The organism is Methylibium sp., assembly GCF_965279545.1.
Taxonomy (GTDB): Bacteria; Pseudomonadota; Gammaproteobacteria; order Burkholderiales; family Burkholderiaceae_C; genus Methylibium.
The window spans coordinates 122,002-133,813 of record NZ_OZ257250.1 but is presented as its reverse complement, the minus strand read 5'-3'; the positions used below and the strand labels follow the sequence as shown (position 1 = coordinate 133,813).

Sequence of the window (11,812 nt, the reverse complement as noted above, 5' to 3'; positions counted from 1 at the left end):
TGGCTCGAAGCAATCGAACGAACTGCCTTGACACTGAGGCAACGCACTCTGCATCCCGGGCGGAGTGACCTGGAGTTGCCGAGGAAGCGGCCTGGAGACCGACAGGCCGGCCTGAGGAGACTCAGTAACCCATCAGCCGTTCGGGAAAGGCCCGCGTGCCGCGGGGCTGCTAAGGCGAGTCATTTGGACTTCGGCACGTTCCTGCCGCTTTTGTCGCGATGCTTTTGCACATACGCCAGATACGCGTCATCAGTTCTCGCTTGGTTCGCCACTTCGAACAAAGGCAGCAGGCTCTGGCGCACATCGTCAAAGATTGCGTGCTCGGACTCCTCGTGTACGCTTCTCGAGCAAGCCTCAATCTCCTGAAGTATCGACTCCTGACGCTTGGTGCCCATCTTGTCCCATACGCTGGGTCGCAGATACCACTGGTCCGTTCCATTGATCATCCAGGACTCGACCATCGAAAGGAACTCCAAGGCGTGCTGCATCCATCGTTTCTCGTAGGCGATGAGGTCACTTTCATCATCGGCAACGCCGACGACGAATGTGAGGCTGCTAGTGGCGTGCGGCAGCAGGCCCATGACGAAGTGCAGGCGTCCGCCCTTCCCCGACAATGGCCTCGGAATAGAGGCAGCTCCCGACAGACCAACCGGCAAGTCGACGCCCACGTCAAACGCGCGTACCGCCAACCCGCTCAAGTCGGACCTGAAGACCGCCGCTTCAAGCGCCGGCACAAGCTTCGACTCTAGGGAAGGTCTGAACAAGTGCATGTTTCTTGCATGATCGAAGCAGGTCATTGACGGAGCGCGCAACGATGAGCCAGATCAGTTTCTCGGATGCTGAGTACGCCGGCAAGCGCAAGAAGACGCGGCGCGAGGTGTTCCTCGAAGAGATGGAACTGGTCGTGCCGTGGAAGGCGCTGCTGGGCCTGATCGAGCCGCACTACCCGGTCGCCGGCCGAGGCCGTCGGCCGTACCCGCTGGCGGCGATGCTGCGTGTGCATCTGATGCAGAACTGGTTTGCCCTGAGCGACCCGGCGATGGAAGAGGCGCTGTACGAGATCGCCTCGCTTCGCACGTTCGCGCACCTGAGCCTGGCCGAGCCGATCCCCGACGAGACGACGATCCTGAACTTCCGCCACCTGCTGGAAGCCAACGAGCTGGCCGATGACATCCTCAAGGCCGTCAACGCACATCTGGCACGCAAGGGCTTGCTGCTCAAGAAGGGCAGCATCGTGGACGCCACCATCATCGCGGCGCCGAGCTCGACCAAAAATACCGAAGGCGAACGTGACCCCGAGATGCATCAGACCAAGAAGGGCAACCAGTGGCACTTCGGCATGAAGGCGCACATCGCGGTCGATGCCGACAGCGGCCTCGTGCACACCGTCACCACCACGGCAGCCAACGAGTCGGACGTGGAACAGATCGCCGATCTGCTGCATGGCAAGGAAGAGAACGTGTGGGCCGACTCGGGCTACCGCGGCGCGCAAAGTCGCGTGGCCCGAGACGATCTGCAATGGCACATCGCAGGCCGGCCCAGCGACATGGCCAAGCTGCCCGAGGGCCGGGCGAAGGAGCGGCTCAAGAAACAGGAGCACAGCAAGGCCAGCGTGCGCGCCAAGGTCGAGCATCCGTTCCGGGTCATCAAGCGCCAGTTCGGACTGACGAAGGTCAGGTTCCGGGGACTGGCGAAGAACACCGTGCACGTGGTCACGCTGTTCGCGTTGTCGAACCTGTGGATGGCGCGAAAGAAGTTGATGGCGATGGCGGGAGTGGTCCGCCCGCAGACAGCATGAGGCGCGAGAAAAGCGGCGCAATGCGCCTGAAACGCTCGACGCTTCGTCGCTCTTGCGCATCGATGCAGTTCAAACGGCCGAACGCGATTGCGTTTGCACGTTGTTCAGACCTTCCCTAGTGTGGTGCGCGTGAAGTAATAGAACTTACTTGCGCCGGCATACTCCAACCGCCCAGGAGGTGGGCGATGCGGGTTGCCAAGAAGATCGAGTTGGATGTGCAGACGGAGCGGGAGCTTCGTGCGCTGTCGCAGCGCAAGCGCATCGAGGTGCGGCTGCAGCAGCGCGCGCGCATCGTGCTGCTGGCGGCCAAGGGGATGCAGAACAAGGACATCGCCGCGGACGTCGGCCTGGACAGGCGGCAGGTGGCGCTGTGGCGAGCCCGCTTCCTCGAAGGCGGCATCGAAGCGTTGAGCAAGGACGCGCCGCGCTCCGGGCGCCCGGACAGCGTGATGGCCGAGATGGAGTCGCGCATCGTGCAGACCACGCTGCACGAGAAGCCGGCCAATGCCACGCACTGGAGCACGCGCACGCTGGCTGAGCACCTGGGTGTCGGAGCGACGACCGTGCGGACTGCGTGGCGCAACAACGGCCTGAAGCCGCATCTGAGCCGTACCTTCAAGGTCTCGCGCGACCCGCGCTTCGAGGACAAGCTACTGGACGTTGTGGGCCTGTACCTGAACCCGCCCGAGCATGCGCTGGTGCTCAGTTGCGACGAGAAGAGCCAGATCCAGGCGCTCAACCGCACGCAGCCCGGCCTGCCGATGAAGACCGGGCGAGCGGGCACCGTCACCCACGACTACAAGCGCCACGGCACGACCACGCTGTTCGCTGCGCTGAACACACTGGACGGCCGCGTGATCTCGATGTGCCAGCCGCGGCACAGGCACGAGGAGTGGCTGAAGTTCCTGCGCCTGATCGACCGCAAGACGCCCAAGGGGCTGACGTTGCATCTGGTCGTGGACAACTACGCCACGCATAGCCACCCTGAGGTTCAGGTCTGGCTGGCCAAGCACCCGCGCTTCGTCATGCACTTCACCCCGACCAGCGCGTCATGGTTGAACATGGTCGAGCGATTCTTCCGCGACATCACCGACAAGCGCATCCGCCGCGACAGTTTCACCAGCGTGCCCGAACTTGAGTTGGCTATCGACCTGTACGTCGCGCAGCACAACATCGAGCCTAAGCCCTTCATCTGGACTGCCTGCGCTTCCGACATCTTGGCCAAGGTCACGCGAGCAAAGGCAGCCCTGGCAGCAGCCTCAAGATAAGTACAGAACAGCACGGCGCACCACACTAGCAAGGATTTCACCCAGTATGTCGATTTCAGCGACCGCTGGAACAGCCTGTCCAAGTGAAATCTGACGTCAGCCAATGAACCTAAGCACGGGCGTGAGTTGGATTGAACGTTCAGGCCTGTCCGCTCCTGTTCTCGATCCACAGCCTGATGTCTTCGGCCCGCCAAGCGGTGATGCCCGGCGTCAGCTTCACCGGCGCGGGAAACGTCTTAGCTGCAACTTGGCGCCACAAAGTTGACCTCGAAAACGGGATGAAAGCGAGTACCTGTTCCTGTCTGACAAAGCCGGTATGCGGCAGAGAGGGGACGGGATGAGATGGATTGTTCTGGGCCGAAGCCTTCGGGGAAACAGTAGTCATCTCGCCATTCTGCGCATCAGAAGAGGAGCGCCCTGCGTTCGGACTGTGGTAGCGACGCCGCGGCCGCCGCGTTTGGGCTCGTGGTAGCAGGCCCCGAACTTGTTTCGTATAAACGTTGACCGTCGACTTATGACGAACAAACGGAACACATCAGCGCATCGCGCGCGTGCCCGCACGGGGGATTCGTGCGCGGACGCTGAACTCCCCATCGCAATGCTTTCCGGACGCTCGTGGTCATATCGTGGTGTAGCTCCATGGTCTGCTGTGCAGCAGACCCTAGCAAGTCGCCGTCCCGGGCCAGTCGAAAGACTGCTGAAACCGTTCTTAAGCTACATATGAACTGCTTCAACCATCATGCGCTCGGCCGTACGGGTCGTTCCGGTCACTGCCGCAATGGCATCGTGGCGCGTGACCTGCATAGATCGCCCGGCCTGAACGCTGTCTGGGTCGCAAAGCCAACCCAGAGCCCACGGCCTCCAGCGCCACTCGACACTTGAATCTGCGCAAATCCCTCGGAGTCATCGGTCGGCATCGGGCCACCACAACGGCCTTTCGCCACCCGCGGCCTCTGTACGAATGGCGTGCATGAGGCTCTCGATCGGGTCGGACAAATTGCTGCACACAAGAGTCAGCCATTCGCGCACGGCTTCGTCGGTCTCATCCTGAACACGCGCCTCCATCTCAGCCACCACACGCCGCAAGCTCAAGAATTCGTCGTAAGCCTTGCCCGCGGCCCGCGCTCGATCGGCTTGCGCATGGCGAGCCGCCTTCCGATCGGCGATCAGCTTCTGCGCTGCGAACCACACGCGACTCTCCTCCGCTCGCTTCTCCGCGGCGACCTTGCGCTCCGCCTCTTCGGCTTCACGAACCTTGCGCACCTCGCCCTGGGCGACCAGCATCGCGGCGATGTCGCGTGCGATTGCCGGCAGCAGTTCAGCCAACCGCGCTTGGTTGCCGACCCAGGCCTTGGGAGACCCGAGAGGCCGCTCGATCTTGAGTTTGTAGGTGTCCTTGGCTACGTACTCTTTGTCGTCCCACGGACGCTGTGGATCCTTGCGGACGCGCGTCTCGAACTCCTCGGCAAACGACAGGCCGACCTGTTCGCCGCTGCCGTGAATCTCCACCAGGTGAGACCTGTTCCATTCGCGCGCCTCCACTTTGCAGCCCTGCGACTTCAGCGCGCGGATCAGCGCATCGTGGAAACGCAAGATCCAATCAATGTTCTTCAGGGTCGCGACGATGCGAAGGCATCCCGGTTCGTCCGGAGCGAACCGGCCGTTCAGCGTCCTCTGCGGTGCAAGAAATAGCAGTTGCGGCCGCCCCGGATGCCGCATTCGTTCCTTCTCCAACTCGGCCTTGCGCTTTTCAATCTTCGCGGCCAACGCGGTGAAGAAGCGCGCCGTGTTCCGAACCAGGTGGTCGCACCCATCGAGCGTTGGTCGGATCTCGGTGGGCAGAACTTCGACGGCAGACTTGGCTTCGCGCACCGTGCTCTGCGAAAGCGATGCCTGTGCTCGAGCCGTCTCGCGGCGCTTTGCTTCGCGGGGCGTGGGCGGTTCCCATACGCGTTCGTTGTCGTCTGGCCGGGGCAGCTTCGTTGATTTGACGGCCTGCCCTGCCGCGGCACGAGCCCAGTAGCCGCGAGCAGGGATGGGGATGTCGTGGCGCTTGCAGAGCTTGCGCAAGCCGTTGTCGGACAAGCCGAGCTCAGGTGCCAGTCGGCTGAGTGGCGTCTCCCATACCCGCCGGTACAGATCGGTGCGTGTGATGTCGCCGTTGCTCATCGTGCCCTCCCTCACGGCGCATCGGTCGACGGGGTAGCACCGCTCTCGGTAGGTCCGATGGACAACGCCGAGGCGGATGGGTCCTTCGAGAACTCGATGACGAAGCGATCGTCGTCTTCATCGACCCCACCGGGTTCAAGCCGGACCGCAGAGATGACCTCGCCGCGATCGAGACAAAGTTTGAACAGGTTTGCCCGACCTCTTGAGGCGTCCGTGCCGATCGCGTGCTGAAAGTGGTCCTGCGTCAGGCGTCCAGCCAACAATTCAAGAAGCGCACGTGCAGAGATGCTGATCGTCATTTTCGTTCTTCCACTCGTGATGTTGGTGCCGACGTACCACCCGCGACTGTCCGGCGCGTATGCCGCCTGCTGCTGCAATGAGCGGGCCTGGTAGCCCTCGAATCGTGGCCTCGGCAGCACAGAGGCCAGCCTTTCGAGTCCGCTCATCGTTACCTCGACCCCAGGACGAACGAAGGCACTCACCTGCCAAGTGAGCGGCTTGCGAGAAATCGACATGAAGTCCGGGTCTCGTCGAGGCGAGAAGACGCAAACCACGTCGAGACCGCACTTTGGCTGCGCTAGGAAGCTGTCGATGATCTGCCGTCCTGTGACCGCTCCCGGACTGCGCATGCTCTCGTTCAGGTGACGGAGCAGGCGGCTTCCAGCATCAGCCAGCAGCGCGCACCGAACACCCTGGAAATCCGCACTCCTCAACTGCTCAGCCTTGGCTTTGAGGGTTGAGTGCACCGGGTTGTCGGTCAGCGAGTACGCCTCGGCCGGCATCGTCGAGAAGAAGTTCGAATGACGGGACTGCTTGTGCTCGCGCCACGTGACCACCAGATCGGTCTTGCCGGCGGCTACTCGAAGAGGTGCTCGCTGCGCCGCCCTGCCCGCCGAGCCGATCCACGTGCGCAACTCAGCGGCGACGTCATCCGTCACCTTGAACTCGGGATCGACCTTTCGTCTGCGCACGTAGCCTTGAGGCGTGTAGCCGCTCTCCTCCCCAAAGTGAAAGTGCAAGTGGTGCCCCTCCCCGCGGCGGATCCGGTTGGCCGCTTCGCACAGCAAGCTCGCCGTGCGCCTCATCTCGTCCTCCTGCGCCAGGCTGGCATCGGAGATGGCTGCGATCTCGATGGCGGCGGGTCGCGGTGCAAAGAGCAGCTCGGAATAGGCGTCCGGCAGGCTCCCGAGCGCGAACCACGCTGGCTCGACTTCCACATCGCCGAGCTTGAGCAAGCCCCAGAGCAGCCCCAGTTCCATCTCGGCGGGCAACGCCTGCTCCACGCGCTTGTTCCCGAGGCGTTGCAGCAGATCCTTGCCCTTCGCCGCATCCAGGCGCGGAGCAAGATCGTTCAGCATGGACTGCAGGCGGCGGCGCGTGAAGATGGGCATGTCGAAAGCTGGCGGGATGTCAGAGCATGGCCAAACGTCAGTGAAACACGGCCGGCGACAGCATGTTCCTTTTATTCGTCGATTATAATTATCAGACGCCCTCATGGAACACAGTGACGCAACAATCTCATCCTGAACGGGTCCTCGACCTTGCGCGAACCAAAGGTCTGCTACGCGCGGGCGACCTGGATGCGCTCGGTGCTCCGCGGGTCGTGCTCAGCCGGCTCGCCGCTCGCGGGCAACTCGAACGAGTTGGCCGTGGCCTGTACCGTCTGCCGGACGCCGACGTGACGGAGTTCCAGGGCCTTGCCTCGGTCGCGATCAAGGCACCGCAGGCGGTGTTCTGCCTGCTCACCGCCCTGCAGTTCCATGAGCTGACGACACAGCTGCCGCGCCGGGTCTGGATCGCGATGCCGCGCGGCAGCCACGCGCCTCGCATCGACCATCCCCCGATCAAGATGGTCCAGTTCACCGGTGCAAGCTACTCCGAGGGCATTGAGGTCTTTGAGCGCGACCAGGCCCAGCTGCGTGTCTACAACGTCGCCAAGACTGTGGCCGACTGCTTCAAGCACCGCAACAAGATCGGTCTGGACGTCGCCCTGGATGCCCTGAAAGACGCGCTCGCCCAGAGGAAAGCCTCGATCGACGATCTGTGGCACTACGCCAAGATCTGCCGCGTGTCCAACGTGATGCGCCCATACCTGGAGGCGATCACGTGAGCAAAGATCTCGCCGCCTCGGTTCGGGCCCGCCTGTTGAACCTGGCCAAGGCCGAAGGCTCGGACTTCAACGGGGTACTGGTCCGCTTCGCGCTCGAGCGTCTGCTGTACCGCATGAGCCGCTCCGCACACGCAGACAACTTCCTACTCAAGGGCGCGCTGCTGTTCACGCTCTGGTACGACATGCCCCACCGGCCGACGCGTGACGTGGACCTGCTGGGTTTCGGGGCCAGCGACCTGGCATCTCTCGAGCAGACGTTTCGGGAAATCGCCGCCATTGAGGTCGACGACGGCATCGTGTTCGATCCGACTACCGTTGCCGCCCAGGAGATTCGCAAAGACGCTGGCTACGCCGGCGCGCGGATCATTTTCATCGCTGAGCTGGCGCGAGCGAAGTGCAAGGTGCAGGTCGACATCGGATTCGGAGACGCAGTGACGCCGGGGCCTGTGACTGCGTCCTATCCAGTCCTGATCGCAGACTTCCCTGCCCCGCAGTTGCGTACCTACCCGGTCTACACCGTCATCGCAGAGAAGCTCCACGCCATCGCGCTGCTGGGCATGTTGAACACGCGCATGAAGGACTACCTCGACCTCTGGGTCATGCTCGATCGCGAGACCTTGGACTCGGATTTGTTGGCAACGGCGATCGCCGCAACCTTCTCGCGTCGAGGCATGGCGGTGCCGGCCAACGCGCCGATCGGATTGGCCGATGAGTTCGCGAACGATCCGACTCGCCAGGCCATCTGGAAGGCGCTCCTCCTCAAGAACGAGATCGCGCCGAAGCCGCTGCCAGACATCGTGAGAGACCTCGCTGCTAGGCTGCACGATCCACTGGATCGAGCGCGCAAGATCTTCGGCGACGCGCAGTGAACCGTCGAAGCCGCTCGTTAGAATCATCCTGCTTGATCTTGTTTGGGCCGTACGGCAATCCGTTCATACAGTGCCATGAAATCTCACGTTTGATGGCGGTTTTATAGGCGGGTTCGGAGGTGCTGCAGAGATGGTTCCCTTGAAAAATCAACTGCTTGGAATCGATCCCGAGCTTCAGGTGCAGAACATCGAATGAGGCGCTGACACCGATGGACACCCCCGGCAACCTCTTCGTCGTCGCCGCCCCGAGCGGGGCCGGCAAATCGAGCCTGGTCAAGGCACTGCTCGAGCTCGACTCGCACCTCGCGGTCTCGGTGTCGCACACGACGCGCCCGCCGCGCGGCCAGGAAGTCGAGGGGCGCGAATACCACTTCATCGACGAGCCGAGCTTCCGCGACATGGTCATGGAAGGCGCGTTCTTCGAGTGGGCCGAGGTCCACGGCAACCTGTACGGCACCTCGCGCGTCGAGATCGAGCAGCGGCTGCAGGACGGCGAAGACGTCGTGCTCGAGATCGACTGGCAGGGCGCGCTGCAGATCAAGCGCCTGTTCCCGAACGCAGTGCTGATCTTCATCCTGCCGCCGAGCTGGGACGAACTGCTGCAGCGCCTGCAGCGTCGTGGTGAGGATCCGCCCCCCGTGATCGAGACCCGCATGAACAATGCCCGTGAGGAAGTGGCCCAGGCCAGGCACTTCGACTACGTGGTGATCAACGCGGTGTTCGAGACGGCCTTGTTCGACCTGAAAGCCATCGTTCACTCGCAGCGGCTAAAATACTCCCGTCTGCGCCGCAGCAAGGCGGCCGTGTTCCAGGCTCTGCACCTGGATTGACCTCCTACCTCTTTCCGCCCGGAGACCTGTCCATGGCCCGCATCACCGTCGAAGACTGCCTGACCAAGATCCCCAACCGCTTCCAGCTCGTGCTGGCAGCCACCTACCGGGCCCGCATGCTGAGCCAGGGTCACGCACCGAAGGTGGAGAGCAAGAACAAACCCGGCGTGACCGCGCTGCGCGAGATCGCCGAAGGCCATATCGGCATCGAGATGCTGCGCAAGGTGCCGGTGTAACGCTGGCACGACTGGGTTCGAGCCCGCGCCCCCTGGGGGAGGTCGCGGCTGCACCACGATCTGAGCGCCTGAGGCGCTGCGCTGAACCCTGACGGCCCGCCTTTTGGCGGGCCGTTTTCGTTGGCGCCGGGCGGACCGCTGCAACCAGCAGCCGCTGCCGACAGGGTCGTTTCGCGTGCCTCGCAGGTGACGGCGACGGGCAAGCTACCATGAGGACATGCCCTCGCGTGCCGTTCTTGCCGTCCGTAGAAAGCTGAGCCAGGCACTGCCGTCCTTCATGCTCGGCAACAGCGCCGTGGCCGAACAGGACGCCGCCACCAGCGACGCCGAGGCCGCCTCGTTCGCCGCCCTGACGCACAAGCTGTCCTACCTCGACGCTGCCGATATCAAGCGCGTGCGGGAAGCCTACAAGTTCGCCGACGAGGCGCATCTCGGCCAGTTCCGCGCCAGCGGCGAGCCCTACATCACGCACCCGATCGCGGTGGCCGGCCTGTGTGCCGACTGGAAGCTCGACGCGCAGGCCATCATGGCCGCGCTGATGCACGACGCGATGGAAGACTGCGGCATCGGCAAAGCCGAGCTGATCGAGCGTTTCGGCGCGCCGACGGCCGACCTGGTCGACGGCCTCACCAAGCTCGACAAGCTGCAGTTCAGCACCCGCGAGGAGTCGCAGGCCGAGAGCTTTCGCAAGATGCTGCTGGCGATGGCGCGCGACGTGCGCGTGATCCTCGTCAAGCTGGCCGACCGGCTGCACAACATGCGCACGATCGATGCGGTGCTGCCAGTCAAGCGCGAGCGCATCGCACGCGAGACGATCGAGATCTATGCGCCGATAGCGCACCGCCTCGGCCTCAACGAGACCTACCGGCAGCTGCAGGAGCTGTCCTTCCAGCAATTGCGGCCGTGGCGTCAGGCCGCCTTGAGCAAGGCGGTGCTGCGGGCCCGTGGCCACCGCCGCGACATCGTCGAGCGCGTGCAGCGCGACGTCGAGAAGGCCTTCAAGGAGGCCAAACTGCCGGTGCAGGTGTCGGGCCGCGAGAAGACCATCTACTCCATCTACAACAAGATGGACGAGAAGCACCTGAGCTTCGCGCAGGTCAGCGACGTCTTCGGCTTTCGCATCGTCGTGAACACCCTGCCGGAGTGCTACCTCGCGCTGGGTGTGCTGCACCAGCTCTACAAGCCGGTGCCCGGGCGCTTCAAGGACTACATCGCGATTCCCAAGGCCAATGGCTACCAGTCGCTGCACACGACGCTGGTCAGCCCGCTCGGCACGGCGGTCGAGTTCCAGGTCCGCACCGGACCGATGCACATGGTGGCCGAAAAGGGCATCGCGGCGCACTGGATGTACAAGACCCACGGCAGCGCCGACGCCCAGAACATCGGTGCGATGTGGTTGCAGTCGCTGCTCGACATCCAGGACGAGACGCGCGACTCGGCCGAGTTCCTGGAGCATGTGAAGATCGACCTGTTCCCCGACTCGGTCTACGTCTTCACCCCCAGGAGCAAGATCCTGGCACTGCCCAAGGGCGCCACGGCGGTGGACTTCGCCTATGCGATCCACAGCGATGTCGGAGACCATTGCATCGCCGCGAAGATCAATGGCGAGCCGGCACCGCTGCGCACGGCGCTACGCAGCGGCGATGCGGTCGAGATCGTCACCGCGGCCGGCGCCCGCCCCAACCCGGCGTGGCTGAACTTCGTGCGCACCGGCCGCGCCCGTTCGCGCATTCGCCACTACCTGAAGAACATGGAGGCCGAGGAATCGCTGCAACTCGGCCACAAGCTGTTGGCGCAGGCGATCCGTGCCGAGGGGCTGGCGCTGCCGGGTGGCGACGAGACCTCGGCCGGCGCCGAAGGCGCCGTGTGGCAGGCGCTGCTGCGCTGGAGCGGCACCAGGAAGCGCGACGAGCTGCTGACCGAAATCGGGCTGGGCAAGAAGATCCCGAGCATCGTCGCCAAACGCATGGCGTCTCTGCTCGCCGAGCGCGGCGCCAAACCCGATGCGCTGACGCTGACGATGGGCCGCTACGGCGCCGACGAGGGCATGCCCTCGCAAGGCACGGTCGTGATCGACGGCAGCGAAGGGGCGACGGTGCAGCTCGCCGAGTGCTGCCGCCCGGTGCCGGGCGACGCGATCGTCGGCTACCTCGGGCGCGGTGAGGGCCTGATGGTGCACACCGCCGAATGCAGCACCGCCAAGCGCCTGTTCGGCCGCGACAGCGAGCCCTGGATCACCGTCGAATGGTCCGAGGCGCCGCAGCGCAGCTTCGAGACCGCGGTGACGGTGCTGGTCAACAACGGCAAGGGCGTGCTGGCCCAGATCGCCACCGCCGTCAGCGGCGCCGAGGCGGACATCGTGCACATCGACATGGGCGACGAGCGCGCCACCGAGACCACCGAGCTGCGCCTGCTGCTGGCCGTGCGCGACCGGCTGCACCTGGCCGACACGCTGCGCGCATTGAAGCGCTCGCCGTCGGTGCTGCGGGTCGCGCGCGTCAAGCCCTGAATCCGCCGCCCGCGGGCTCGCGC

The 11,812-nt window shown here is 64.0% G+C and carries 11 protein-coding genes; 7 read left to right on the top strand and 4 right to left on the bottom strand.

All coding sequences use genetic code 11. The annotated features are described in order from the left end of the window. Positions 1–179: 179 nt before the first annotated feature. A complete protein-coding gene (locus ACQY9S_RS00625; RefSeq protein WP_428422642.1) occupies positions 180–764 on the bottom strand; it encodes a hypothetical protein in 585 nt (194 codons plus the stop codon). A 50-nt stretch (positions 765–814) separates the two neighbouring features. Here ACQY9S_RS00625 and ACQY9S_RS00620 point away from each other — a divergent pair, with 50 nt between their 5' ends. Further along, entirely contained in the window at positions 815–1,798 is a 984-nt protein-coding gene (locus ACQY9S_RS00620; protein WP_428422641.1) for an IS5 family transposase, read from the top strand. Between the two features lie 185 nt (positions 1,799–1,983). Beyond that, a complete protein-coding gene (locus ACQY9S_RS00615) occupies positions 1,984–3,066 on the top strand; it encodes an IS630 family transposase (protein ID WP_428421530.1) in 1,083 nt (360 codons plus the stop codon). Between the two features lie 139 nt (positions 3,067–3,205). Here the strand turns inward: ACQY9S_RS00615 and ACQY9S_RS00610 are convergent, their stop codons facing one another. The 3 genes from ACQY9S_RS00610 to ACQY9S_RS00600 form a co-directional block, all read right to left on the bottom strand. Beyond that, positions 3,206–3,451 (bottom strand): helix-turn-helix transcriptional regulator, encoded by a 246-nt coding sequence (locus ACQY9S_RS00610; protein WP_428422640.1) that lies wholly within the window; start codon positions 3,449–3,451, stop codon positions 3,206–3,208. A gap of 518 nt (positions 3,452–3,969) precedes the next feature. Next, complete coding sequence (locus ACQY9S_RS00605; RefSeq protein WP_428422639.1) at positions 3,970–5,235, bottom strand: hypothetical protein; 1,266 nt, start codon at positions 5,233–5,235, stop codon at positions 3,970–3,972. An 11-nt stretch (positions 5,236–5,246) separates the two neighbouring features. Then, on the bottom strand, positions 5,247–6,626 hold the full coding sequence (locus ACQY9S_RS00600; protein WP_428422638.1) for a hypothetical protein: 1,380 nt from the start codon (positions 6,624–6,626) through the stop codon (positions 5,247–5,249). Positions 6,627–6,688: 62 nt separating this feature from the next. On the opposite strand from ACQY9S_RS00600, the gene ACQY9S_RS00595 reads away from it, so the two are divergent. The 5 genes from ACQY9S_RS00595 to ACQY9S_RS00575 all read left to right on the top strand — a co-directional run bounded on the left by ACQY9S_RS00595 (position 6,689) and on the right by ACQY9S_RS00575 (position 11,789). Beyond that, positions 6,689–7,345 (top strand): type IV toxin-antitoxin system AbiEi family antitoxin domain-containing protein, encoded by a 657-nt coding sequence (locus ACQY9S_RS00595; RefSeq protein ID WP_428422637.1) that lies wholly within the window; start codon positions 6,689–6,691, stop codon positions 7,343–7,345. Further along, positions 7,342–8,214 carry a nucleotidyl transferase AbiEii/AbiGii toxin family protein gene (locus tag ACQY9S_RS00590; protein ID WP_428422636.1) on the top strand — a complete coding sequence of 291 codons (873 nt, stop codon included), beginning with the start codon at positions 7,342–7,344 and terminating at the stop codon, positions 8,212–8,214. Before ACQY9S_RS00595 ends, ACQY9S_RS00590 begins: the two co-directional genes overlap by 4 nt. Positions 8,215–8,423: 209 nt before the next feature. Next, positions 8,424–9,044: a guanylate kinase gene (gene gmk, locus ACQY9S_RS00585; protein ID WP_428422635.1), complete on the top strand. Its 621-nt coding sequence runs from the start codon at positions 8,424–8,426 to the stop codon at positions 9,042–9,044. 32 nt (positions 9,045–9,076) lie between these two features. Next, complete coding sequence (gene rpoZ / locus ACQY9S_RS00580) at positions 9,077–9,280, top strand: DNA-directed RNA polymerase subunit omega (protein WP_428422634.1); 204 nt, start codon at positions 9,077–9,079, stop codon at positions 9,278–9,280. 277 nt (positions 9,281–9,557) lie between these two features. After that, the gene (locus ACQY9S_RS00575; RefSeq protein ID WP_428425533.1) at positions 9,558–11,789 is read left to right on the top strand and encodes a RelA/SpoT family protein; all 2,232 of its coding nucleotides are present in this window, start codon (positions 9,558–9,560) and stop codon (positions 11,787–11,789) included. Positions 11,790–11,812: the final 23 nt, after the last annotated feature.

Coding starts and splice junctions, on each gene's coding strand:
- ACQY9S_RS00620 (WP_428422641.1), top strand. CDS start 815: ATGAGCCAGATCAGTTTCTCGGATGCTGAGTACGCCGGCAAGCGCAAG.
- ACQY9S_RS00615 (WP_428421530.1), top strand. CDS start 1,984: ATGCGGGTTGCCAAGAAGATCGAGTTGGATGTGCAGACGGAGCGGGAG.
- ACQY9S_RS00610 (WP_428422640.1), bottom strand. CDS start 3,451: ATGACTACTGTTTCCCCGAAGGCTTCGGCCCAGAACAATCCATCTCAT.
- ACQY9S_RS00605 (WP_428422639.1), bottom strand. CDS start 5,235: ATGAGCAACGGCGACATCACACGCACCGATCTGTACCGGCGGGTATGG.
- ACQY9S_RS00600 (WP_428422638.1), bottom strand. CDS start 6,626: ATGCCCATCTTCACGCGCCGCCGCCTGCAGTCCATGCTGAACGATCTT.
- ACQY9S_RS00595 (WP_428422637.1), top strand. CDS start 6,689: ATGTTCCTTTTATTCGTCGATTATAATTATCAGACGCCCTCATGGAAC.
- gmk (WP_428422635.1), top strand. CDS start 8,424: ATGGACACCCCCGGCAACCTCTTCGTCGTCGCCGCCCCGAGCGGGGCC.
- rpoZ (WP_428422634.1), top strand. CDS start 9,077: ATGGCCCGCATCACCGTCGAAGACTGCCTGACCAAGATCCCCAACCGC.
- ACQY9S_RS00575 (WP_428425533.1), top strand. CDS start 9,558: ATGCTCGGCAACAGCGCCGTGGCCGAACAGGACGCCGCCACCAGCGAC.